Below are 25,547 nucleotides of genomic sequence, written 5' to 3'. Positions count from 1 at the left end.
CAATTTAGGGGCTTTTTTATTAGCGAAGTACTATGCAAAAGAAAAAAATCTATGTCGCCTACACTGGCGGTACCATCGGTATGAAATCAAGTGAACAGGGTTATATTCCAGTTGTTGGTCACCTTACCGAGGCGATCAACGCGACACCTGATTTCTTTCGCGAAGAAATGCCTGAATTTACCATTAACGAGTATCACCCGTTAATTGATTCTTCAAATATGAGCCCAGAAGACTGGCAGTTTATCGCACAAGATATTAAAAACCATTACCACGATTACGATGGCTTTGTCGTGCTCCATGGTACAGATACTATGGCATACACAGCGTCGGCATTATCGTTCATGTTTGAAAACTTGGCTAAGCCTATTATTATTACTGGTTCGCAAATTCCATTGAGTCAACTTCGCTCTGATGGACAAGTTAACTTATTAAACGCTTTGTATATCGCAGCGAACTACCCGATTCACGAAGTTGGTTTGTTTTTTAACAATAAGCTTTACCGCGGTAATCGTTCGATAAAAGCCTATGCTGACGGTTTTAATGCCTTTGACTCCCCGAACATGGCGCCGCTGCTTGAAGCAGGTATTAATATAAAAGTTGTGGCTGGCCAAACTGCCGAGATCAAAGATGAACCGATTATACTGCATCCCATTACGCCCCAGCCGATAGGTGTTGTCCATTTATATCCAGGCATTAGTACCGAGCTTATCAAAAACGTAATAAAACAACCGGTTAAAGCATTGATTCTGAGAAGTTATGGCGTCGGCAATGCACCACAAAATACTGAGTTACTCAATTGCTTAAAAGAAGCGGATAAACAAGGGTTGATCATCGTTAACTGTAGCCAATGCATTAAAGGCAAGGTTAACATGCAAGGATATGCAACGGGTAACGCTTTGAGCGAATGTGGTGTGATCAGCGGCCAAGATATGACACTAGAAGCCGCACTAACAAAACTGCATTTTTTATTGAGTCAACACTTGTCAACAGCTCAAATAAAACAGCAATTAAGCCAAAACTTGCGCGGTGAGCTAACGAGTTAATTTCGAAAAGCTTTGCAGTGATAAATAGCCAAAGATGTAATAGCCAATAAATTGGCCTAGCTGAAACAACACCATTTTCGGTACAAATGGTGTTTCCTCACTAAAAAATGACAGCACGAACATCGCAGGCGCGCATATCAGCGAATAAAATGGAATTGTCACTTGCTCCAAATAAAAGTGGGTCATAAAACAAGCTGCACCGATGAGCATACCTAACACGCCGATCAGTGTACTTTTTTGTTTGATACTCAGTTTGTTAAACATCATGCCATTAACTCGGTTTCATTTATTTCTCTAGCTAAAAATCTAAGACGATATTAAATATCAGTGACGCTGCTAATTTTTCTGACACATGGCTTTGCTATCATCTACTTTGATTAATAGTCGTTTATTTATTTCATGATTCGTTACGTAACCACAGACTCCTGACAGTGCTTCGCCACTTTCAAATATGATTTGGTAGTGATAGTCTCCATCGGCTTGCTCAAGCGTGTAATGAATCGTATTTTCACCACCTTGTTTAATTTCTCCAAAACTCAAACCAGAATTAGGCAAAGTAACGCGGGCACTGGCGATAGGCTTGTTAGCAATATTAGTGAGTGTAACGCTTGGCATTACCCAGAAATAGCTGTGATAAGCAAGGAAAGTAGCACTGAAAACCATAGCAACAATTTTAAACGCTAACTTCATCAAGTCACCTATATCAATTGGCTATATTCCCTGACGCTCTATGAGAAGTCTCTAATCATTGATGTCATTGCTTTAGTTTAAGCACTATTTAGCAATCGCTTTTATGAGACCGTTACTCGCGTCCTCTACGAGATCTAAAACGTAACGAAAGCCCCCTGCTCCGCCATAATAAGGATCTGGCACTTCTGTATCATCAAACTCACTACCATAACTTAAAAACAACTTAACTTTATCACGGTATTGATCTGGCGCTATCGCCTGTAAGTTTTCAAAGTTGTCATTATCCATTGCAAGAATTAAATCAAAGCTTTCGAAATCCTTACTCGCTACTTTTCGCGCTTTTATCCCGGAAAAATCATAACCTCGGGCTTCACCCGCTTTTACCGCTCGATGATCAGGCTTTTCACGCGCATGAGCACCGATAGTGCCTGCTGAATCTATGGTAATCATTAGCCCTTTATCGTGTGCTTTTTTACGAAAAACCGCCTCGGCAGTTGGTGAACGACAAATATTACCCATACAGACAAATAAAACAGATTGAATGGCTGAGTTAGACATGACTTGCTGCTTCCTTTCGTTTTAATTTTTAAATTATTGTTAATGATAAGAATAACACCACTCAATAAAAAGTTTTACTCTTGATATAAAAAAACCCTGAAATAAATCTCAAATGATCTATTCAGGGTTTTTATTAACGTTTTACGCCAAATTGATTAGAAGTGTTTCAAATAACGAATACCAAATTCACTTGGATCGTTACTTAAGATTTGTAATACATAGTCACCAGTATTTAAACGCGCGTTGTCGTAACGCTCATCAAATACATTGCGGCCATAGAGTGATAAGGTGTAATCACCTTCGATGTTATTATAAGAAATATCGATATTCACTAATTGGCGACTCTCAACCAATGTGTGACGACCCGGATCTGCCGTTGGCTCTCCGTACATGTCGTCTCGGTACGAGTAATCTAAACGAAACGTTAATTCATTACCGCTATCTAAAGCCATCATATAGCTCGGACTAATAGAAGCTGTGTACTCTGGCGTTAATGGCGCTACTGGCTTAACACCATCTTGCTCTTGCACGTCAACGTCAATATAACCTAAGCTACTGTGGATCGCGAAGTTAGCAGTTACGTCCCACGTACTTTCAAATTCAATACCTCGAGATGTTTGCTCAACGACTAGGTTAGTTGTATTAAAGCCACCTTCAGCAGTCGTACTTACTTGGTATGGTAAATCTTCATATTCAGTATTAAATACGGCAATGCTCATATTGAAGTTGTCGGTAACTTCACCTTTTAAACCAATTTCATAGTTAATCGCTGTGATGTTGTCACTGGCAACAAAACAGTTTGGGTCGCCAAATAAACAGTATGGGCGTGCAGGGAATTGACCAGATTGGTAACCGTTTTGAATGCTACCGTAGACATTTAAGCCATTTTCCATTGTGTAGTTAGCAGAAAGATCAAATGAGACTTCGCTCCAAGAATCTTCTGCGTAAACAGGGCCAATACCGACATCTGCAGATGCTGATTTTTCATCATCAGTGTAACGTAAGCCACCTGATATACGTAAATCATCAGTCATGTCATAACCCAAGTTAAAGAAAATCGCTTTCGACGTTGTTTCTTGATTTAGGTCTAATAACGTGGGAGCGCCGTTGAATAATGCACCATTTGCAGGATCTTGTAAGTTACTACCTTTTTCATTGAAGTAATAAATACCTGATACGAAGTCCATGTTGTCACCAATAAATCCATTAAGTTGGAATTCGATTGACGTTTGGTCAGCATCACCGACTTCTGGGAACTGATCGAGTTCATAAATGGTGCCGTCGTCATCTAGACCCGCTTTGTATTTCGATGAGCGGTGAGAAACAACGACTTTTGAAGCGTAGTTGTCATTCCAGTTCCAATCGGCCGTTGCCGAAATACCACGTGCTTCATTTGACACGGTTGTGACTTCTTCAGAACCGGTTGCATTATCATACGGATTGTCAGTTGTATCACTATTGCGAAGCGGACCAAATGGGAATGGTGTACCCCAGCGCTCACCTTGATAATATGCGCCCGTTGGTACTTCATCAATCAATGTTTGGTATGGGCGTAGACCACCTTCATTGTCATTCATATCGGCGGTAACAACTAGGCTAAAATCCTCGTTCGGTGCCCACTTAAACGACAAACGACCGTAATACTCTTCATTTTCACCAACATCGTATTTAGCATTTGGGATATTAACGAATTCACCAATGCCATCGCGCGAGTTATAACCACCATTAAAGTTAAATGACCAATGCTCATTAATTTCACGGTTTAAAAACACGTCGCCTTTTAAACGACCACGTGTGCCAAATTCTAAACCCGCTTTTGTTACAGCAACTTCGTCAGGTTGTTTGGTGATAATATTGATTGCACCACCAATAGAATTACGGCCGTACAACGTACCTTGTGGGCCCCGTAAAACCTCAATACGCTCAATATTGTTTAAATTCCAGTTTTGGCCTACTTGGCGACCAAGGTAAACACCATCAACATAAACACTGACACCAGGATCTGTGGTAATTAAGTGATCTTGTAAACCAATACCGCGAATAAATGGATTTGCTGAAGAGGTGTGACCCGCTGAAAAGCCCGTTACGTTTAAGTTAGGTACAAATTTACCAACGTCTGTTAGGTCAGTAATACCTTGAGCTGCAAGGTCTTCACCGCTAAATGCACTGATAGCGATTGGCACTTCATAAATTACTTGTGCGCGTTTAGTCGCGGTTACGGTAATTGCTTCGTATTCTTTTTCTTCGGTAGCCGACTCTTGTGCGAGTGCTTGATTGGTTAGTGCTAATGAAATAGCAGTAGCTAAAACGGTTTTCAAGCCGCGTCGCCCAATTGATTGGATTGCCATGTAGTTCTCCCTAGGCGCTCGATTATATTTATTATCGAGTCTTAATATGTCTGATTATCACGTTACTTATAATCAACTTGCGATGATTAAAAAGATAACCTTTTGGTCAGGAGCGCATTTTACACGAAAATATAACTTTATGTAGTTAATCTGTTAAGTATTGCCGGTAAAATTTAACAAATTGATTGCTAGTTAAAATAAACTCACGAAGTACAGCCGAAATTAAATCAAATGCTATTTGAGCGAATTGAAGCGTCTACCCATGGTAGACCGGGATTTATCACTAGGATCGATAAAATCTCAAACTAATGAGCTAATTTTTTAATTAAATTAGAGAATAAGTAAATGGTACCCGGGGCCGGACTTGAACCGGCACGCTGTTACCAGCGAGGGATTTTAAATCGGGTTTTGTTTAAGCGTCTACCCATGGTAGACCAGGATTTATCACTAGGATCGATAAAATCTCAAACTAATGAGCTAATTTTTTAATTAAATTAGAGAATAAGTAAATGGTACCCGGGGCCGGACTTGAACCGGCACGCTGTTACCAGCGAAGGATTTTAAATCGGGTTTTGTTTAAGCGTCTACCCATGGTAGACCGGGATTTATCACTAGGATCGATAAAATCTCAAACTAATGAGCTAATTTCTTAATTAAATTAGAGAATAAGTAAATGGTACCCGGGGCCGGACTTGAACCGGCACGCTGTTACCAGCGAGGGATTTTAAATCCCTTGTGTCTACCAATTCCACCACCCGGGCATATTGTCTTAACGACATGGGAAGTTTTTTTACTAGGTATTGGCCACCTAGGTCTTACGTTATCAGCACGTGACATCATAAGAGAAAAATTTGGAGCGGCTGACGAGGCTCGAACTCGTGACATCCACCTTGGCAAGGTGGTGCTCTACCAACTGAGCTACAGCCGCATATAGAGCATTACTAATTGTTTTGATGAAATGGTACCCGGGGCCGGACTTGAACCGGCACGCTGTTACCAGCGAGGGATTTTAAATCCCTTGTGTCTACCAATTCCACCACCCGGGCATATTGTCTTAACGACTATGCTCATCAAAAACGAGTAGTAAAATTTGGAGCGTCTAACGAGGCTCGAACTCGTGACCCCGACCTTGGCAAGGTCGTGCTCTACCAACTGAGCTACAGACGCTTCATAATTAAAGCGATAAGGCTTGACGCGATATGCTTTAAAGAAACTTGTTGTCACTACCATAACGTGACTTATCTACATGTTAAATTGGAGCGGCTGACGAGGCTCGAACTCGTGACATCCACCTTGGCAAGGTGGTGCTCTACCAACTGAGCTACAGCCGCTTCTTTAACTTATACTTCCAAACGTGTGAAATGGTACCCGGGGCCGGACTTGAACCGGCACGCTGTTACCAGCGAGGGATTTTAAATCCCTTGTGTCTACCAATTCCACCACCCGGGCAGAGTGGAGGCGGGTCCCGGAGTCGAACCGAGGTCCACGGATTTGCAATCCGCTGCATAGCCACTCTGCCAACCCGCCGTTTTTCACTACGTGTTGGGTAGTATTCCCTGATATTACTTGAAAGCAGTTGGAGCGGCTGACGAGGCTCGAACTCGTGACATCCACCTTGGCAAGGTGGTGCTCTACCAACTGAGCTACAGCCGCTTTATCTTGCTTTCTTGTTGACTCTCCCTGCCAACTGGAAACGCATTCTACATCGAAATTATCCTGAGTCAACAACTAAATTATAAAAAAAATTCAACTGCTTAAATTTCGACTAAGATGGTGGTTTTTTAACTAAAAGCCAACTTGTACTGGTTATTTTTTACCCTTTAGTACTGGCCAAGCAATAGTAAAATACTGAATCATCGACCAAATGGTTAAAATTGTTGCAACAAAATAAAGCAAGTATGCAAGATTCATAAACCAAGTTTGCGGGAAATCAAATAGAATTAATGGAATATCGTAGGTTGGACGCCAGAGTAGACCAATTAGTGCTAACATTTGCGCAGCAGTTTTTATCTTACCTAAACTTGATACGGCGACAGCATCTCGCTGGCCGTGGCTCGACATAAACTCTCTAATTGCACTAATAAATATTTCCCGACCGATCATGGCAAAGGCCGCAACACTGATCCACACATTTTGATAATCTTGAACAATGATCACAAGCGCAGCGGCAACCATCAATTTATCCGCAACAGGGTCAATAAAGGCACCAAACGCCGTAGTTTGTTTCAACCTTCTTGCTAAATATCCATCTAAACCATCACTAATTGCTGCTAACCAAAAGACAAATGCCGCACCAAAGTGATTCCAAGACACAGGGAGATAAAAAACAATAATAAATACAGGAATTAGAATAATTCTAAAAAAGGTAATTTGGTTAGGAATAGTCCACATGATCTAACTACAATAATTTTTTCTGCCATTCTACACAAGTTAACAGCTAATTGTCATGTAAGGAGTCATAAATAGTTTGGGCAAGCGTTTCACTAATACCTGGTACTTTACACAGCGTTGCAACATCAGCGTTTTTCACTTCTTGTAAGCCACCAAGATATTTTAACAAGGCTTGGCGTTTCTTCTGCCCTATGCCTGGAATCGACTCTAAAGTTGAGGTTTTGGCGTGTTTCTGGCGTTTTGATCGATGCCCCGCAATGGCAAAGCGATGAGATTCATCGCGAATATGTTGAATTAAGTGAAGCGCTGGTGAATGTGCAGGTAAATTAATTAACTGGTGCGAACCAGCTAAAATTAACGTTTCTAAACCCGGCTTCCTCGATTCTCCTTTGGCGATCCCCACTAATAACGGCGGATTGGGATGATTTAACTGATTGAAGAAGTCCTCTGCCCTGGCTAATTGACCTTTACCACCATCGATAAAAACAATCGATGGCAAATCTGTCTCTGCACTCACTTTGCCATAGCGCTTATTTAGCGCGAAAGACATCGCAGCGTAATCATCACCCGGTGTAATGCCATGAACATTATAACGACGATAAGCACTTTTAAGCGGTCCGTTGGTATCAAATACCACGCATGAGGCGACGGTTTGTTGTCCCATCGTATGAGAAATATCGAAGCACTCCATAGTTTGAATGCCATTGGGTAACTCAAACACCTCATTTAACGCCTCAAAACGTTTGGTTATTGATTCTTTTTCACTATTTTTGGTCAGTAAAGCGTTCTCGGCATTGGTGTTGGCCAAGCGTAAATACTGTGCGCGCTCGGTTTTTACGTTAACGCTAAATTTAACCTCTTTACCCGTAAGCTCAACAAACATTCTCGATAATGCTTTGGCATCTTCAGGCACTTCCGATACCACGATCTCTCTAGGGATATGGCGATTGGCTACATCATTATTTAAATAGTGCTGAGAAATAAACGAGGCAAGTAACTCGCTGATACTGGTATCTTCTGGCACTTTCGGGAAAAAACTTTTGCTACCTAGGACTTTACCATCGCGAATGTAGAGCATATGTAAGCACACTTGCTGCTTGAGTTGAAATACGCCAATCACATCGAGCTCTGATGCGAACCCGCTAACAAACTGCTGCTGCTGAACTTTACGCAATGTTTTGATTTGGTCGCGAAAGCTTGCTGCTTGTTCGAATTCAAGCGCCATACTTGCAGCGTCCATTTTTTCTACTAACGCATCAATGACTAAGTTGCTTTTACCGCGCAAAAATAACTTAGCGAGCTTGACTTGTTCGCTGTAGTCGTCATCAGATATTTTACCGACACATGGCGCAGAGCAACGCCCTAACTGGTATTGTAAACACGGTCTTGACCGCGCTCGGTAATAACTGTCTTCACATTGTCTTAGCGGGAAAAGCTTTTGCATTAATCGCAAACTTTCCCAAACCGCGCCAACTGTTGTGTACGGGCCAAAGTATTCCCCTTTAATCTTTTTCGCACCACGGTGTGAACCTAGTTTTGGATGCTTGTGATCTGTGATCAATAAATAAGGGTAAGATTTATCGTCGCGCAATAAAATATTGTATTTGGGTAGATACTTCTTAATGTAATTATTTTCGAGCAGTAGCGCTTCTGTCTCACTGTGGGTAACAGTAACATCGATAAAAAAGATATGGCTAACAAGGGAACGTGTTTTGTTGTTGGGTAAGTCTTTGCGAAAATAACTGGCAAGCCGCTTTTTTAAATCTTTCGCCTTGCCTACATAAATAACTTCTTGTGCTTGGTTGTACATGCGGTACACACCGCTTTGGTGTGTTACCGATTTGAGAAATGATTTATGATCGAATAAGACTGCTGAATTGCTCATTAAAGTTAAAGCTTTTCAGTGTTTAACATACCGTGGCGTATTGCTAAATGCGTTAGCTCAACATCATTGCTAATATTGAGTTTTTCAAACATGCGATAGCGATAACTGTTTATCGTTTTGGTGCTAAGCATTAACTGCTCAGAAATATCTGGTACTTTTTCTCCGCGCGTTACCATCATCATAATTTGCAACTCGCGCTCTGAAAGCGAACTAAATGGATTATCTTCGGGGTTTTTAAATTGACTTAATGCCATTTGCTGAGCAATGTCAGGCGTGATGTAACGTTGACCACTATGCACTGCGCGCACGGCGTTAACCATTTCTTCAGGCCCTGCTCCTTTCGTTAAATAACCGGCAGCGCCAATTTGCATTACTTTAGTCGGAATAGGATCTTCACTGTGAACCGTTAAGACGATGACCTTGATATCAGGGTTAAAGCGAATGATCTTTTTAGTCGCTTCTAAGCCACCAATGCCAGGCATGTTCATATCCATTAAGACAACGTCAGGCGCATTTGTCCGACAAAACTTTGCCGCAAGCTCACCCGTTTCGCACTCACCGACAACCTTCATGCCTTTGACATCTTCTAAAATGCGTCTAATACCTGTTCGCACTAATTCATGGTCATCAACTAATAATATGTTTATCAAAACACTACCCTTAGATGCAGTACAAAGGTACTACGAATTTATTCTTATTTAATGTACTAGAAGATACAAGTTAATCGCAATTCTTGCAATAGGAATGCTTCTCAATTGACTACAAATCGTTCTTCTTGAGCCAATTGTTTAACAAGTTAATTTGACCGTTTTTATAAGCTGCATAAGTTAACCTAACGGCATTACTCAAAATCACAGAGTCAGACCAATTCGTTTGCTCTTGAATCAATTTGTAGCAAACTAGCGCCTCTTGACTCAAATAGCCGCGAGTTTCTTTTAATCCTTTATCTTTTTGACGTTCACGGTAACGCTTTTGCTTCTCAGCGTTGGTCATAGCGGGCTTTTTGGTCATTTTACTACTCCTGAAAATATCTCAGAAAAGGTAACGCATAACCAAAATAAAGGCAATATTTAAAATTAATTCACTGCTCAGAGTTGTTTAGTGTACAAGTGTTCGCTAAAGTAGCGGCGTTTTATCTTAATTATTATGACAAAAGAGCATTATGGAACGTAAGAATTCATTCACCAAAGAAGATTTGATCAAAGCCGGTACTGGCGAAATGTTTGGTCCAGGTAACAGCCACTTACCATCAGGTAACATGTTGATGATGGACCGCATTTTAACCATTAATGAAGGCGGTGGAGAACACGGTAAAGGCGAAATCATTGCTGAACTCGATATTAATCCAGACTTATGGTTTTTTGAGTGTCATTTTACCGATGATCCGGTTATGCCTGGATGTTTAGGCTTGGATGCTATGTGGCAGTTAGTAGGTTTTTATCTAGCGTGGTCAGGTGGTCCGGGTTTAGGTCGCGCGTTAGGTGTTGGAGAAGTTAAATTTACCGGTCAAATTTTACCAACAAACAAAAAAGTTACCTACAACATTCAAATGAAGCGCGTTATTAAACGTAAGTTATTTATGGGGATCGGCGATGGCACGGTTTCTGTTGACGGTCGTGTGATCTATACCGCGAAAGATTTAAAAGTGGGCTTGTTTACGGATACATCATCTTTTTAACTCAGTTTTAGTTATTAGGTTGCGGCTATTGATGATCTAACCGCAACCTGATTTTATTTATTACTTAATTAGCCCCTGTTGCCTGTCAGACATAGCTTCACGCCAACCACCTAACCACTCAGATTTTACATCTAGATTTTGATAAGGGCATGTTTCCTTAGAACGACCTGAAACACCCGCTTGATAACCTCGTGCATGCGCCCTATCTTGACGATCTCGTTTTTGTCTTTTCATCATTAATGTATTCTCCTGTAAACCAAAACTCTACCTCCAGCCAATATCGATATTGTCTGTTTCACTGTTTTTGTGATCCGTTTAATCAAAGCATTAATGCGGCTCGCTTTTGTGCTGAAAGTACGAATGAACGTTCAATACCAATTAATTACCCCCTCGAGGTTTCAACTATAAGTGAATTTGGTATACGAAACGCGATGCCAACAAACCTTTATTTGAGCTCTGCAAACTCAAATGAATTTTTACTTTTGTCTTCTGGCATTACTTAACGAATAGTAGAGGATCCCAGCCTTAGCAAGGCTAAAAGTGGTAGAAGTTAGTCAAAGAATTTTAACTAATTGAGCTAATTTATAATTTAATTTTTTATAGACAAAAAAAAGTGCCACTAAACAGCAGCACTTTTTATTAACGCTAAGTAAATACGATGATTAGAAATCGTATTTAACACCTACACGCATTTCCCATAATGACGCACCTGCAACACGAGTTTGACCAGCCGGTTCAATAAATTCATTGAATACGTATTGGCCTGCATCGTTAATTGATACATCTGCAATAGGTTGTGCACGCGGGAAGCTTGTCTCGTACATTACACCCCAGTCATCGTTTAACATGTTACCGAAGTTTTCAATCACTAAGAACGCACTTGCTTTGTGGTCTTTCTTAAAGCCTGGTAATTCTTGTGTGATTTTAATGTCGAACTTAGTCCACCAATCACTGTAAATACCATTGCGCTCCATGATACCACCAGCGTACTTGTCTAAGCCTTCTGATTTAACATAATCAAAGAATCCAGCTTGATCAAAGTCATCACCAAAAACAACATTTGGATCATCAGCGCCCGTTGGAATGTAAGCTAAATGGCGTGAAATAAAGCCTACAGAGTCGCCAAATGCCCAGCCACTGTCGAACGTATAGCTGTATGGACGACCTTCGTTAGCACTACCAAATACAGAGAACTTAGTTGCGTAGTTATCAACAAATTCGTGTTCATAGCTTACGCGTAACGTGAAACGATGAGGGATTTCATAGTTTGACGTGCCTACACCAGGGTTTTCTGGATCAGAGGTGTTATTTAAGTAGTTAGAAAATGCCACTGAGCTTGTCATTGGGCTTACTTCTTTAGACTCTGTATAGGCGTAACCTAATGTCCAATCTAAACCAAAATCATGTGATTTTGATAACGCGAATGACAATGAAGCGCGGTGACCAGAATCGCCTTTTACGTTGGTTAACATGAAGTCTTCACTACGACCGTTAGAGCTCGTGTAAATTGGACGACCATCAGGTGCTGTTTCACCCGTGTCTTGACGTGTTACATCAGAGATAACCGCCGCATCACGCATATCTGAGTACAAGAAGTCAGCAGTGAAAACATAATCATTTTCTAGGTAGAAAGTTGCACCTAACGCGTACTTCATTTCAGAAGGAATGCTGAAGTTTGGATCAAGGATGTTAATACCACCTGGCGCACCGTTACCGGCTGCAACAGCATCAAATTGATCTTGCGGAACGTTCCAAACTGGACGGCCATCGCCAGTCATTGGAGTGTCAAATAAATCTAATGGTGAACTGCTTTCGCGCGTTTTAACTAAGATTACACCATTGTTTTGGTAGTTGTTACCTAACCATACGTTCGGGTTACCACCAGAGTATAGACCGAAACCACCACGTACTTCTAAGTCATCGTTAACAACCCAGTTAAAGCCAAAACGCGGTTGTAATAAGTCAGCACCATCAAGGTTTTGCGCATTAGTAAAACCGTATAAGTCTTCAACCTGTGGGTTTTCAATCGGCAAATCGTCACTCTTATACCAATCGTAACGCAAACCATATGTTAAGGTGATGTCGTAATCATATAAGTAGTATTCGTCTTGGATATATAAAGTGTGAATATCGTAACCAAACTCTGCGGCAGCATCTTCTGGGTTATTCGTACCAACCGCGTTATCGTAGTATACGCGATTAGCTAAGCCGTTGCGGAAGTCGTCAACTGAGTTGAAACGAAACTCACCTTCTGCGTGTTGTACGAATAAGTTGAAAACATCTAAGCTCTCATACTCGTAACCCGCAGTGATGATGTGATCACCAACTAAATACTTACCGGCAAGTTTAAATACATCCGTTTCATAGCTCAAACGGTTGGCGTGGCGTGAATCATCAGCACCTAAATATACCGTTGCGCGTGCACCGTCATTTTGTGTACGAATTTGTACTTCACCAAAGTCAGTGCCACCTAAAGGCGTTACTGTTTGTAAGAAGTCTGATGTACCAATGCGAACTTCAGTCGAGAAATTATCTGTCCAATCTGAGTAAATTGAACCAACAAGCGATTCGAACTCAGCATATTGGTCATAGTAATGATTTGAGAATTCAAATTCATTTGAATCGCCGTCAGATTCGCGAATGGTATTACCATCGTTGTAGTTATACACTAACGCAGCACGGTGATCTTCATTGATGTACCAATCAAGTTTTGCCATGATTTTTTCATCTTCAACTGGCATATTGGTAATCAAATCGCCCGGCTCGTACTCATATACGTCACGAGCAATGCGTAAAATCTCATCGTAATCAGCTTGGCTTAACCCTTCTACTTCAACGGCAGCACCAGAGCCTGCTGGACCGCGATCAAAGGTATCAGCACCATCTAATTTTTCATATGACGCGAAAAAGAATAACTTATCTTTGATGATAGGACCGCCAACATTGATACCGTAACGACTTTCGTCGAATTTACCAACATTTACCTTCTCGCCTTCTAAGCTGTCACCACGCATTGAATCGTCAGTGTAATCGTAGAAGAAGCCACCGTGAAATTCATTGGTACCAGATTTAGTTACCGCGTTGATGTTACACGCTGTAAAGCCACCGTATTGCACGTCAAACGGTGCTAATTCTACGTTTACTTGCTCAATTGAATCATATGAAAATGGAATACGAATCGTTGGGTAACCACTCGTACCTAGGCCAAAGTTATCGTTATTGCGAATACCGTCGACGGTAAAGCTGTTAAAACGAGGACTTGCACCACCACACTGAATACCGTCATCGCGACTTTCATTGATGTAAATACGAGAATCAATTCTTACTAAGTCTTTGATATCACGGTTAATAGCTGGTGCATTGGCTAAATCTTCTAAACCAAAGTTCGCTGACGGTGCGTTAGCACCTGTTGTTGAGTGAATTTTACGACCGGTAACCGTAATCGTTTCAAGGTTTTCTGCTTCTAGTTGTACGCTTAAGCTGTAGGTGTCACCTAATTTTAAGAATACATTTTCGTGTGTTTTAGAGCCGTTAGCGTCGTTGACGATAATCGTGTAAGGACCACCAACTTGCAAACCACGCGCACTAAAAGTACCCGTTTCATTAGAAGTAAATGTTTTAACATTACCGGTACGTGTATCAATAACTTGGATTGATGCACCTGAAACTAAATCACCCGTTGGCGCAATAATTTGGCCACGAATACTCGATGAAGTAGTGTCAGATGCTAACGCTGAGGTTGACACACCTAACGCTAGTACTAAAGCACCAGCAATGTGTGAGAGGCGATGAGCTTTCATCATTTTTCCCTTATTTATAATAAAGTTTATCGTTATTAGTGTCGTTAAGACGGCAATTAAAAAAATAATCACGCTTATTAAACATAGGCTTGATTACAATTTAATTACAAATTTATATTAGTTTTATTTCTCCCATATTATCCATTAGGTCAACTAACTGTCATGCTGCTGTAAAACTTAGGTTTTATAATACTCGTGAGTACACAAAATAATTAACCAAATAGATAACTTTGTTAATTTTCTGTTATTTTGGTGCTTAATTCAATAAAATTAAGTCAAGAATCTTCGGTATAACTCATAAAAATACCCTCAACGCCCAATAAATAAGGTGTTAACATAGATTCTATTTTTAACTTATTAATGACAACCCGCTTAATTAATTGAATAATTTAGGCAAACTGCAAAATGAACAGTCAATTAATGATATTTCAGGACGATTACGGTGAATAAACAGGCAAATAAACGAAAACAAAGTCAAGATGCCATCATGGACGCAGCAAGAGATGAATTTATTCAACAAGGATTCAAGGGCGCAACAGTTCAAGCAATTGCTGACAAAGCCAATATGCCAAAAGCTAACGTGCTTTATTACTATAAGAACAAAGAGAACCTTTATCACAAGGTTTTAGAGCAAACATTGGAAATGTGGGATACCGCCATTGGTGATATCGTTTTGGAAGATGGTCCAAGGGTAGCATTAGAGCGTTTTATTGCTGCTAAAGTAGATATTGCCTTTGAGAACCCTAAAGCCTCTAAAATCTATGCCATGGAAATTATCCAAGGTGCCCAGCACATTGATAATTTCGCGCGTGTATACCTGCGCAATTGGGTAAAAGAAAAATCAGCAATTTTTGAGCATTGGATGAATGAAGGTGCAATGGCTAAAGTTGATCCTGTTAAGTTAATATTTTTAATCTGGTCAACAACTCAACATTATGCTGACTTTGAAACACAAATACTCAACATCACTAACAAACAAGAATATGAAGACGATGATAGAGAACAAGTTAAAGCCTTCTTGATCGACTTTATTTTACGTGGGTTGAAGATTTCATGAAGCGTCTAACTCAATTGCTGGCAATTACTGCCGCTATCACAACCTCGGGATGCAATGCCGTGGAAGAGCAAACTACGATTAGAGTCGCTACTTTTAATGTCTCAATGGAAGCGTTGAACTACATGCCATATGAAAAGGGAAAGCGCCCTGTTCCCGTTGGCGATGAATTAATCAAAGCGTTGAGTAGCAACCATCAGCAAATAAAGAATATTGCGAAAATTATTCAACAAACAAACCCTGACATTATCTTACTCAATGAATTTGATCGCAATGATGAGCACCACGCTAAAGCTCTCGCACTGTTTAAAAGTCAATATTTAAACAGTGGACAGTCAGCAGTTAACTACCCCTACTCTTATCAAGGGCCAGTTAATACGGGCGTCCCAGCTAATGTTGATATGAACGCAAATGGTAAAACTGACGACAACCCTGCTGATACTTTTGGTTTTGGCTATTTTCCCGGCCATTTTGGTATGGCGTTGTTATCTAAGTACCCGATCGATAAACAGCACATTCGTAGCTTTCAAAAATTTAAATGGAAAGATATGCCTGGCGCTTTAAAGCCCATCGATCCTAATACCAATACTGACTATTACGATAAACAAGCCTGGGATGTTTTTCGCTTAAGTTCTAAATCTCATTGGGATATCCCTGTAAATATCAATGGCACTAAAGTCCACATCATTGCCGCTCATCCTACACCACCGGTATTTGACGGACCTGAAGATCGCAATGGTAAGCGTAATCACGACGAAATCCGTTTGATTAATGACTACATTACGCCCACTAAAGCGAGCTATCTATACGACGATAATCAACAAACAGGTGGCCTAGGCGCTAACGTACGCTTTGTTATTCTTGGTGATTTAAACGCATCGAGTGTCGAAGGTGACGCCATAAATTCAGGCATTGCCAGTTTACTTGCGAATCCGCAACTTCAAGATCCGCTACCCATGAGTAAAGGTGGTGATTTATACAAACCGGATAACAATAACTCCAAGCATCATACGGCATATTGGGGAATGAGAGCTGATTACGTACTACCCTCAACTTTTGGCTTTAAAATACTCGATTCCGGCGTATTTTGGCCAGAACAAAACAGTGAACAATATTACCTGATCAAAGATCGCGGGGCATCATCAGATCACCGCCTTGTTTGGGCTGATTTACAAATTAAATAAACTAGGTTTGCGATGAAAAAATTATTTACCGCTTTAACACTTGTTACCTCGCTGCATGTGGTAGCCAACGAAGCACCTAAAAACATCATTATGGTGATCAGTGACGGTATGGGCCCAGCCTATACCACTGCATACCGCTACTTCAATGACGATCCGACAACACCTGAAATAGAAACCACGGTTTTTGATAAATACCACATAGGTTCATCAAGCACCTACCCGGCTCCCGTTTCAGGTTTAGTTACTGATTCAGCCGCTAGCGCAACTGCCCTCGCCTCAGGTGTAAAATCATACAACGGTGCAATTGGTGTCGATGTTGATGAACAGCCAGTCGAAAGCGTTTTATACCGAGCTAAAGCCAAAGGTTTAAAAACGGGAATTGTCGTTACCTCTCAAATCAACCATGCAACGCCTGCTGCCTATATGGCCCACAATAAGCATCGCAGAAATTATGATGAAATTGCTGACAGTTACTATGACGACCGAAATAATAATCAGTTTCTCGCTGATATCATGCTCGGTGGCGGTTGGTCGTATTTCATTCGCCAAGATCGCAATCTTGTTAGCGAATTTAAAAGTGCTGGCTTTCATTACCTAGATAACTTTTCAGCGCTAAATAGTTTGCCTAAATCAAAACCCGTACTTGGCTTATTTGATGACAAAGGCTTAGCGCAAGCACTCGATCACCAAGATAAGTATCGTTTAGCGACCATGACAGAGGCAGCATTAGACTATTTAACGAATGAAAAAGGCATGTTTTTATTAGTTGAAGCGAGTCAAGTTGATTGGGGTGGTCACAATAACGATATTGCTTATTCAATGGCAGAAATGTCAGATCTGGACAAAACCATTCAAGTACTAGAGGCTTATGTTGCCAAACACCCAGACACTTTAGTTGTTTTAACCGCCGACCATTCAACCGGCGGTATGACAATTGGCGCTAATGGCAAATACGCTTGGTTTCCAACGTGGATCAAGAACCTAACGGCTTCAACCGAAACCATTGCCAATGACATTGCCGAACAAGGTTTAGAGGTTACACGGTTAGCCAATCAACTTGGCTTCCAACCCAATGAAGAAGAAATGGCTACCCTTGCAGCCAGCATGGCGGATGCCGAAAACTACTGGCTGACTAATCAAGTAAAGTTTGAAGAAAAAGGTTACACCAAACAAAGCACGATTAGCCGTAGCATGCGTAAAGCGGTTCTTAAACTGATTGATCAACGGACAAATACTGGGTGGACAACAAGTGGCCATACAGGCGTTGATGTCCCTGTTTACGCGTTTGGTAAAAATGCCGAATTGTTCAAAGGCCAGTTAGATAACACCGATATTGCAAAGGGCATTTTCTCTTTAATAGAAAAAAGATAATGTAATAGCAATTGAAATATAGGCCACCCTAAAAGGTGGCCTTTTCGTATGTTTAATAGATTAACGTTTAATGACCCGCGTTTGTATCAATTAATTCAACTAACGCAGACACCGGGTGTTTAGGTTTAAAATGTGCCATCCGCTTAACTTGCGAACGACAAGAAAAACCTGTGGCTAAAACTTGCTGTGGTTTTTCATTATTTATTTTATCTTGCCAACTCATACGATATAAATCTTTTGAGTTACCCAGGTTATCAACCTCGTGACCATAAGTACCCGCCATACCACAACAACCTACCGCCACCGAACTTAGTGACAAGCCAAACGCTTGATATATCGCTTGCCATTGGTTCTCAGTATTAGGTAATGCGGTTTTTTCAGTACAGTGACCAAATAACCTAAAACTTTGTTTAGTATTTAGCCTTGGGATTTCAAGATTTGCTAACTGACCAAATAGCCACTCATGTGCTAGCAATACCTCAAATTCACCGCGTTCATTACCAAGTATTTGTTTGTATTCATCTCGGTAACATAACACTAATGAGGCATCCAAGCCGATCATTGGGATATTAAAACGGTGAATGAGGTTTAAAAAGTCACTCGATGATTGCGCTGTTTTGGCAAAGCGCTTAAAAAACCCTTTAACATGCTGTGGTTTACCGTTGGGTTTAAACGGTAACAATACCGGTTTTTTACCGAGGTGCTTAAGTAGCGCCATTAAATCGACAACAGTATCTGCATCGTAAAAACTGGTAAATGGATCTTGAACGATAAACACGTAATCACGGCGCTTCTCGTCACTAAGTTGTTGAAAGTAAGCTAAGTCGAACTGCTCATAACCTTTCGCTATCACCGTTTCTTTAAGTGTAGGTACAGATAACAGTGGTGTATCAGCATAGCCTAATGTTGCACGCGAAAACTTGTCGTACACTGGTGTCTTTAGCACCGCATTAACTAGCTTTGGCATTTTTGCCATCAATGGCGCCATCGTTTCAACATTCGCCACCATGTGATCTTTTAACGGTCGCATATAACGCGTGTGATAAAGGTTAATGAAACGGGCGCGTAAATCCGGAATATCCACTTTGATTGGGCACTGGCTAGCACAAGCTTTACAGGCAAGACAGCCTTGCATTGCATCCATCACCTCATGAGAAAAGTCATCGGTGTTAGCTTGGTTAAACTTATTTTTAACCTTGGCGAGTAGTTGTTTGATTGACCAGCCATCGACATTGTTTTCGAGCGCTAATATATCAACACCTTTATGCTCCACTAACCTCAACCACTCTCTCATTAAACCGGCACGACCTTTTGGTGAATGACGGCGATCACGTGTCACCTTACTCGATGGACACATTGGACTGTTTGGATCGAAGTTAAAGCAGAGACCATTACCATTGCAATCAAGTGCGTTAGTAAATGACGCTTTTACCTTGACAGGGATTTGGCGATCAAAATAGCCGCGTTTGGTATCATCAACACTCACTAATTGCTCACTTGAGTCAATTGGCGTGCATATTTTACCTGGATTCATTTTATTGAGCGGATCAAACGCAGTTTTTATCTTGCGCAGCTCAGTAAATAACTCGTCGCCAAAAAACTCCGGCCCGTATTCACTGCGATAGCCCTTTCCGTGCTCGCCCCACATCAAACCGCCATACTTGGCCGTTAGTTTAACAACTTGATCAGACAGCGTACGCAAAAGTTTTTCTTGCTCTGGATCACACATATCTAGTGCCGGCCTAACGTGTAATACGCCTGCATCAACATGGCCGAACATGCCGTAATGTAAATTGTAACCATCAAGTAAGGCTCTAAATTCAGCGATAAAGTCAGCAAGGTTTTCTGGCGGCACGGCGGTATCTTCAGCAAATGCTAGCGGCTTTTGGCTGCCTTGCGTATTGCCCAACAAACCAACGGCTTTTTTACGCATCGCGTACAATTTACCGATACTGGCAAGATCTGATGTGATCTGGTAACCAATGACACCACCTTGTTTTTCGGCAATAGCCTTATCTAACCGCGCTGACAATGCTTTAATTCGCGCTTGCATCCATGTTTCGTCTTCCGTGTTGTACTCAACAATATTTAGGCCATCCATGACTTGACCTTCCACTTCAGTGATCAAGTCACTGACCGAATGCCAAACGATATCGGTTTTTGCTAAATTCAGTACTTTAGAATCTATTGTTTCAACGGATGTTGCTTGTGCTTCAACCAAAAACGGTGAATGGCGCAACGCTGAGTCAAAACTGTCGTATTTAATATTAATTAAGGTTTTATAGGTAGGGATTGGCGTTAAGTTTAACTTTGCTTCACAAACAATGGCTAGCGACCCTTCTGAGCCAGTGATCACTCTTGAAATGTCTAACGATGTTAAATCAGCATCTAAAACATTTTCTAAATCATAGCCGGTAAGAAAACGGTTTAACCTTGGAAACTTAGCCAGCACTGCATCACGTTTATCAAGACAACTAGATAAAATCTGACTTGTAATATGACCTAAAGTTGAATTTTCTTTAGCTAGTGCTTTAGCAACATCAAGTGGCATCTTTGTCGTTTCGAGTAACTCACCATTAGCTAAAACACTGCTCAAACCAAGCACGTGATCTGAGGTTTTGCCATACACTAATGAACCTTGACCTGAGGCATCAGTATTAATCATGCCACCGATAGTTGCTCGGTTACTGGTCGATAGATCAGGTGAAAAGAAAAAACCATAGGGTTTCAAAAAGGCATTTAGTTGATCTTTAACGACACCCGCTTGAACTTTAACCCAGCGCTCTTCAACGTTTATCTCTAGAATGTGGTTCATGTGTTTCGATAAATCGACAACAATCCCAGGTGTTAAACTTTGCCCATTAGTACCTGTCCCGCCACCACGGGCACTGAATTTAATATCGGCAAATTCTGCTTGATTAGCCAACGTCGTGATGGCTTGAACATCTTCAATGCTGGTGGGATGCAAAACCAGTTGAGGTAACTGTTGATAGACACTGTTATCAGTAGCAACCGCAAGCCTTGCGCTGTACTTCGTGTTTATTTCACCTAAATAACGGGTTTGGGTAAGTTGCTTGGCAAATTCTTGGTAACGTTGTTGAACTAATTCTTCTGGCGCTAAACGGGGTAACATCTTTCAAAACAGATAAAGCAAAAAGTATCATCAACTATACCACACCCTAATTGAGATGTTACCCAACTTGTTAAATTAGTGTGTTATAAATTATCAACTTTTGATGGATTAATTGCCTTTATATTTTGATGCGCGTTAATTAGGTGATCGGGTACTAATTTAGTGTGTTTAATTGCCTCTTGTAATGCCACTAATACCGGCTCTGCGTTGTGCTCGCCAATCATATAACCCGATATGCCTCGGTTGATTGCTTCTACTGCTGCCACCCCTAGTTTAGTTGCCAGTATCCGATCGGTTGCACATGGCGCGCCCCCCTTTGTATGTGTCCTAAGATGCAGGTGGAAGCATCGATGTGTTGATATTGATTAAGCGCAGCTTTCAAGCCAGAAATCCCCGTAGGCCAAAGATTTTCAGCAACGCAAATGAGAAAACTATTTTGACAACTTACTTGATGTTCTCTAATTTGTTTAGCCAGTAGGCTAACCACCTGCTCATGTTGTGTTGTGTCGGTATTTTCAAAGCTCAAGATAGCTTCTGCGCCAGAGGCTAAACCCACATTAAAGGCGATATGACCGCTGTGCCGCCCCATTAATTCGATAATAAAAACACGATCAAAAGCATCTGCGGTATCGCGAATCTTATCAATCGCATCAATTGCGGTATTAACCGCTGATAAAAATCCAATGGTATTATCTGTACCGTCTAAATCGTTATCGATAGTACCTGGCAAACCAATAACTAAGCCATCCCACTGCTTTTCTATTGCCATTAAACCCGTAAAGGAGCCATCACCTCCGATAACAATTAGCGCATCTATTTTGTCTTTTATCAGGGTAGTAACAGCTTGTGAAACCCCTTGCTCTTCAAGCATTTCTTTACAACGCGCACTTTTGATTATCGTACCACCGAGATGAATAATGTTATCAACGTGAATTTTTTCTAGTTTAACTGACTCACTATTAATCAAACCATTGTAGCCATGCCGATAACCAATAACCTCAACGTCATTGCCCAACGCCAAAACAATCGCGCGAATGGCTGCATTCATCCCCGGCGCATCACCGCCGCTAGTGAGTAACCCCACTCGTTGCACATATTTCATTACATTATCCATAAACTATTATATTATCGATATCGTATACTATTTTAGTAACCTTTTGATAACAAACAATCAATTACCACAAATAGTTAGCCAAACAAATGCAAGGATAAGCTCGATGCCATCGATAAGTCGAATTTTCACCGTAATAGTATTGACGCTAATGCTGTCAGGTTGTTCGTTTTCGTTCGTCTATAACAAACTCGATTGGTGGGTAAACTGGTACTTAGACGACTACGTTGAACTAGATAAAACTCAACAACATGTCTTTGACAAAGCGTTTGAGCAATTACATCTGTGGCATAGAAAAAACGAATTAATGCGTTATCACGCGCATTTAAGCCGATTTCAGACGAGAGTGAATGAAATTGACCAAGGTAACCCGATTACCGCTGATGAGATTTATGATCACGTCTATGAAATGAGAGATCATTGGTATCGCTTTATCACATTTGCTGAACCTTACCTCACCCCTTTACTAGCCCAATTATCGGCAGAGCAAAAGCAACAACTCATCAATAAATTAGCTGAACGAAACGAGGAGATGATCGCTGAGCGTGAAGAGTCAAGCTATGAAAAGCGCATCAAAGAGAATACAAAGTCACAGAAAAAATCCTTTAAAAAATGGTTTGGCAAACTCTCGAAAGCGCAAAATGAACTGATTGAACAAACGACCCCTACTTACACCTCAAGTTTTGATGATTGGATTGCTTATCGACAAACATGGTTGAGCAATTTCGAAACAGCGTTAATCCCAATGACGGATAACGAAGTCAACGTAGCATTACTGACGGAAGCGTTGATCCACCCACAAAATTTGCGAAGTAAAGCGCTCATTGAAAAAAATCAAAATAACAATCGCATATTCGCTCAAATGTTTGCCGATTTTCTCAATCAAGCATCAGCCAAACAAATTAAACGCTTTAACCGTAGGGTGAGTTCATATCTAGAAGATTTCGAAGAGTTAGCTAACGATAAATAACTAAAATTCGAGACACCACCGTTAAAAATCTGGATAATAGCGCGATATTTATCGAAGCATAGCGCGCCTCAGTTTTGCGCTAGCGAAAAAACAAGGTCCACTATGGAAATCAAAGTTAACTTTCTTGATAACTTGCGCTTAGAAGCCAAATTCGATGACTTTACCGTTATTGCCGATCAACCTATTCGCTATAAAGGTGATGGCAGTGCCCCTAGCCCATTTGATTACTTTTTAGCCTCTTCTGCGCTTTGCGCCGCATATTTTGTTAAAGTGTATTGTAATGCGCGAGAAATCTCGACTGACAATATCCGCATCTCACAAAATAACATTGTTGATCCAGAAGATCGCTACAATCAAGTGTTTCAAATAAACGTCGAATTACCCGAAAGTTTAAGCGAAAAAGACAAACAAGGCATTTTGCGCTCAATTGAACGCTGCACGGTGAAAAAAGTGGTGCAAACTGGGCCTGAGTTCAAAATTGAAACGGTAGAAAACCTCGACGAAGATGCCCAAGCGATGTTGATGGTTGATCCGGATAATCAAGACAACACTTATATCCTAGGTAAAGACTTACCGCTTGAGCAAACCATTGCCAATATGACCAAGATCCTCGCCGACTTGGGGATGAAAATAGAAGTCGCTTCATGGCGCAATATCGTGCCTAACGTATGGTCACTGCATATTCGCGATGCAGCCTCACCAATGTGCTTTACCAATGGTAAAGGCGCAACGAAAGACAGCGCATTATGTTCAGCACTAGGCGAATTTATTGAGCGCTTAAACTGTAACTTCTTCTACAACGATCAATTTTTTGGCGAAGAAATTGCCAATAGTGAGTTCGTTCATTACCCGAATGAAAAATGGTTTGAATTAACCCAAGATGACAGCCTGCCAAACGGTTTATTAGATGATTATACCAAAGACATCTATAACCCAGATGGCGAGCTCCAAGGCTCACACCTGATTGACACTAACTCGGGGAATATTGAGCGCGGTATTTGTGCTATTCCGTATACCCGTAAATCAGACGGCGAAACCGTTTACTTTCCTTCTAACTTGATTGAAAACTTATTTTTAAGTAACGGTATGAGCGCCGGCAACAACATGGCAGAAGCGCAAGTTCAGTGTTTATCGGAGATTTTTGAACGCGCGGTAAAAAAACACATCATTGAACAAGAAATTGTCCTCCCAGATGTACCAAAAGAGGTGCTTGCTCAATACCCAAGCATTGTCGATGGTATTAAAGGCTTGGCAGAGCAAGGTTTTCCGGTGTTAGTCAAAGACGCATCGCTAGGCGGCCAATTCCCCGTGATGTGTGTCACTTTAATGAACCCTAAAACTGGCGGTGTTTTCGCCTCATTTGGTGCTCACCCAAGCTTTGAGGTTGCGTTAGAGCGCAGTTTAACTGAGCTTCTACAAGGCAGAAGTTTTGAAGGGCTTAACGATGTTCCTCGCCCAACCTTTAACTCAATGGCGGTTCAAGAGCCAGAGAACTTTGTTGAGCATTTCATTGATTCGACCGGTGTTGTTTCTTGGCGATTCTTTTCAAATCAATACGATTATGACTTTGTGGAATGGGATTTTTCAGGCACAAATGACGAAGAATGTGAAACCCTATTTGGCATTCTCGAAGCACTCGGTAAAGAAGCCTACATTGCTGACTTCCACTTACTAGGCTCAAGTGCTTGTCGCATACTTGTACCAGATTACTCAGAAGTTTACCCCGTTGAAGATTTAATTTGGGATAACACCAACAAAGCATTGCTTTACCGTGAAGACATTCTTAACTTACATCGCTTAACTGATGATGAGCTTGCAAGCCTTGTTGAGCGCCTAGAGCAATCTGAACTTGATGTTTACATTGATATTCGCACCTTAATCGGTATTGAATTTGACGAGAATACCGATTGGGGCCAACTCACCATTTTAGAGTTAAAAGCACTGATTTATTTAGCACTGGGCGAATTGGAAGATGCCTATGATTTAGTTGGCGAGTTTTTACAGTACAACGACAATACAGTCGAGCGCGGATTGTTTTACCAAGCAGTACACAATGTTTTAGATATCGCCTTAGATGAAGATTTAGAAATTGAACATTTTATCGATAATCTCAATCACATGTACGGTGAGCAACTGATGGAAAACGTTGTTGGTACAGTGACCGGTGATGTTAGATTTTACGGCTTAGCACCAACCAATATGCAATTAGAAGGATTAAACAAGCATCTTCGATTAATCGAAAGCTATAAAAAACTTCATCATGCTAGAGCACAGGCGGCAAAACGCTAAATACGCTAGCTATAAACGTAAAAAAGGTTGATACCAAAGGGT

The 25,547-nt window shown here is 41.1% G+C and carries 20 protein-coding genes and 9 tRNA genes; 7 read left to right on the top strand and 22 right to left on the bottom strand.

Annotated features, from left to right (window positions below; genetic code table 11):
• Positions 1–32: 32 nt before the first annotated feature.
• Positions 33–1,043 carry an asparaginase gene (gene ansA, locus LP316_RS11015; RefSeq protein ID WP_193021165.1) on the top strand — a complete coding sequence of 337 codons (1,011 nt, stop codon included), beginning with the start codon at positions 33–35 and terminating at the stop codon, positions 1,041–1,043.
• Here ansA and LP316_RS11010 read toward each other — a convergent pair.
• The 17 genes from LP316_RS11010 to LP316_RS10930 all read right to left on the bottom strand — a co-directional run bounded on the left by LP316_RS11010 (position 1,032) and on the right by LP316_RS10930 (position 9,926).
• A complete protein-coding gene (locus LP316_RS11010; protein WP_226960731.1) occupies positions 1,032–1,310 on the bottom strand; it encodes a hypothetical protein in 279 nt (92 codons plus the stop codon). The genes ansA and LP316_RS11010 overlap by 12 nt on opposite strands.
• Before the next feature lie 69 nt (positions 1,311–1,379).
• Positions 1,380–1,733, bottom strand: coding sequence for a hypothetical protein (locus tag LP316_RS11005; protein WP_193021163.1), 354 nt, complete (start codon positions 1,731–1,733; stop codon positions 1,380–1,382).
• 84 nt (positions 1,734–1,817) lie between these two features.
• Positions 1,818–2,291, bottom strand: a complete 474-nt coding sequence (locus tag LP316_RS11000) for a low molecular weight protein-tyrosine-phosphatase (RefSeq protein WP_193021161.1) — start codon at positions 2,289–2,291, stop codon at positions 1,818–1,820.
• Between the two features lie 155 nt (positions 2,292–2,446).
• The gene (locus LP316_RS10995; protein WP_193021159.1) at positions 2,447–4,639 is read right to left on the bottom strand and encodes a TonB-dependent receptor; all 2,193 of its coding nucleotides are present in this window, start codon (positions 4,637–4,639) and stop codon (positions 2,447–2,449) included.
• A 510-nt stretch (positions 4,640–5,149) separates the two neighbouring features.
• Positions 5,150–5,234, bottom strand: a tRNA-Leu gene (locus LP316_RS10990).
• A gap of 79 nt (positions 5,235–5,313) precedes the next feature.
• Positions 5,314–5,400: transfer RNA gene (locus LP316_RS10985), tRNA-Leu, on the bottom strand.
• 91 nt (positions 5,401–5,491) lie between these two features.
• Positions 5,492–5,567, bottom strand: a tRNA-Gly gene (locus LP316_RS10980).
• Positions 5,568–5,598: 31 nt separating this feature from the next.
• A tRNA-Leu gene (locus tag LP316_RS10975) sits at positions 5,599–5,685 on the bottom strand.
• 45 nt (positions 5,686–5,730) lie between these two features.
• Positions 5,731–5,806 (bottom strand) — tRNA-Gly (locus tag LP316_RS10970).
• An 88-nt stretch (positions 5,807–5,894) separates the two neighbouring features.
• A tRNA-Gly gene (locus tag LP316_RS10965) sits at positions 5,895–5,970 on the bottom strand.
• Between the two features lie 31 nt (positions 5,971–6,001).
• Positions 6,002–6,088, bottom strand: a tRNA-Leu gene (locus LP316_RS10960).
• Positions 6,089–6,092: 4 nt separating this feature from the next.
• Positions 6,093–6,166 (bottom strand) — tRNA-Cys (locus tag LP316_RS10955).
• Between the two features lie 50 nt (positions 6,167–6,216).
• Positions 6,217–6,292: transfer RNA gene (locus LP316_RS10950), tRNA-Gly, on the bottom strand.
• A gap of 153 nt (positions 6,293–6,445) precedes the next feature.
• Positions 6,446–7,030, bottom strand: coding sequence for a CDP-diacylglycerol--glycerol-3-phosphate 3-phosphatidyltransferase (gene pgsA / locus LP316_RS10945; protein WP_193021157.1), 585 nt, complete (start codon positions 7,028–7,030; stop codon positions 6,446–6,448).
• A 46-nt stretch (positions 7,031–7,076) separates the two neighbouring features.
• Positions 7,077–8,915 (bottom strand): excinuclease ABC subunit UvrC, encoded by a 1,839-nt coding sequence (gene uvrC / locus LP316_RS10940; protein ID WP_193021155.1) that lies wholly within the window; start codon positions 8,913–8,915, stop codon positions 7,077–7,079.
• A gap of 5 nt (positions 8,916–8,920) precedes the next feature.
• Positions 8,921–9,565 carry a UvrY/SirA/GacA family response regulator transcription factor gene (uvrY, locus tag LP316_RS10935; protein WP_193021153.1) on the bottom strand — a complete coding sequence of 215 codons (645 nt, stop codon included), beginning with the start codon at positions 9,563–9,565 and terminating at the stop codon, positions 8,921–8,923.
• 109 nt (positions 9,566–9,674) lie between these two features.
• Complete coding sequence (locus LP316_RS10930; RefSeq protein ID WP_193021151.1) at positions 9,675–9,926, bottom strand: hypothetical protein; 252 nt, start codon at positions 9,924–9,926, stop codon at positions 9,675–9,677.
• Positions 9,927–10,077: 151 nt separating this feature from the next.
• On the opposite strand from LP316_RS10930, the gene fabA reads away from it, so the two are divergent.
• The gene (fabA, locus tag LP316_RS10925) at positions 10,078–10,593 is read left to right on the top strand and encodes a bifunctional 3-hydroxydecanoyl-ACP dehydratase/trans-2-decenoyl-ACP isomerase (protein WP_193021149.1); all 516 of its coding nucleotides are present in this window, start codon (positions 10,078–10,080) and stop codon (positions 10,591–10,593) included.
• Positions 10,594–10,653: 60 nt separating this feature from the next.
• On the opposite strand, the gene rmf is transcribed toward fabA, so the two are convergent.
• Both rmf and LP316_RS10915 read right to left on the bottom strand, forming a co-directional pair.
• Positions 10,654–10,827, bottom strand: a complete 174-nt coding sequence (gene rmf, locus LP316_RS10920; protein ID WP_193023887.1) for a ribosome modulation factor — start codon at positions 10,825–10,827, stop codon at positions 10,654–10,656.
• A 428-nt stretch (positions 10,828–11,255) separates the two neighbouring features.
• Entirely contained in the window at positions 11,256–14,396 is a 3,141-nt protein-coding gene (locus tag LP316_RS10915; RefSeq protein WP_193021139.1) for a TonB-dependent receptor, read from the bottom strand.
• A 439-nt stretch (positions 14,397–14,835) separates the two neighbouring features.
• Between LP316_RS10915 and LP316_RS10910 the strand changes: the two genes are divergently transcribed.
• Genes LP316_RS10910 through LP316_RS10900 form a run of 3 tightly spaced genes read left to right on the top strand, consistent with a single transcriptional unit; the run spans position 14,836 to position 18,002 of the window.
• Complete coding sequence (locus LP316_RS10910) at positions 14,836–15,450, top strand: TetR/AcrR family transcriptional regulator (RefSeq protein ID WP_226960730.1); 615 nt, start codon at positions 14,836–14,838, stop codon at positions 15,448–15,450.
• A complete protein-coding gene (locus LP316_RS10905; RefSeq protein WP_193021137.1) occupies positions 15,447–16,631 on the top strand; it encodes an endonuclease/exonuclease/phosphatase family protein in 1,185 nt (394 codons plus the stop codon). Before LP316_RS10910 ends, LP316_RS10905 begins: the two co-directional genes overlap by 4 nt.
• Positions 16,632–16,643: 12 nt before the next feature.
• Positions 16,644–18,002 carry an alkaline phosphatase gene (locus tag LP316_RS10900; protein WP_193021135.1) on the top strand — a complete coding sequence of 453 codons (1,359 nt, stop codon included), beginning with the start codon at positions 16,644–16,646 and terminating at the stop codon, positions 18,000–18,002.
• Positions 18,003–18,069: 67 nt separating this feature from the next.
• On the opposite strand, the gene LP316_RS10895 is transcribed toward LP316_RS10900, so the two are convergent.
• From LP316_RS10895 to LP316_RS10890, 3 genes are all read right to left on the bottom strand, one after another.
• A complete protein-coding gene (locus LP316_RS10895; protein ID WP_193021133.1) occupies positions 18,070–21,135 on the bottom strand; it encodes an FAD-binding and (Fe-S)-binding domain-containing protein in 3,066 nt (1,021 codons plus the stop codon).
• 83 nt (positions 21,136–21,218) lie between these two features.
• Positions 21,219–21,401, bottom strand: a complete 183-nt coding sequence (locus tag LP316_RS16025) for a hypothetical protein (RefSeq protein WP_226960729.1) — start codon at positions 21,399–21,401, stop codon at positions 21,219–21,221.
• A gap of 2 nt (positions 21,402–21,403) precedes the next feature.
• The gene (locus tag LP316_RS10890; protein ID WP_226960728.1) at positions 21,404–22,237 is read right to left on the bottom strand and encodes a 6-phosphofructokinase; all 834 of its coding nucleotides are present in this window, start codon (positions 22,235–22,237) and stop codon (positions 21,404–21,406) included.
• Positions 22,238–22,352: 115 nt separating this feature from the next.
• Here LP316_RS10890 and LP316_RS10885 point away from each other — a divergent pair, with 115 nt between their 5' ends.
• Both LP316_RS10885 and LP316_RS10880 read left to right on the top strand, forming a co-directional pair.
• Complete coding sequence (locus LP316_RS10885) at positions 22,353–23,216, top strand: DUF6279 family lipoprotein (RefSeq protein ID WP_193021131.1); 864 nt, start codon at positions 22,353–22,355, stop codon at positions 23,214–23,216.
• A gap of 102 nt (positions 23,217–23,318) precedes the next feature.
• Positions 23,319–25,505, top strand: coding sequence for an OsmC domain/YcaO domain-containing protein (locus LP316_RS10880; protein ID WP_193021129.1), 2,187 nt, complete (start codon positions 23,319–23,321; stop codon positions 25,503–25,505).
• Positions 25,506–25,547 lie beyond the last annotated feature (42 nt).

This window comes from Thalassotalea sp. LPB0316 (assembly GCF_014898095.1).
Lineage (GTDB): Bacteria > Pseudomonadota > Gammaproteobacteria > Enterobacterales > Alteromonadaceae > Thalassotalea_G.
This window is presented reverse-complemented; position numbering and strand designations above follow the sequence as displayed.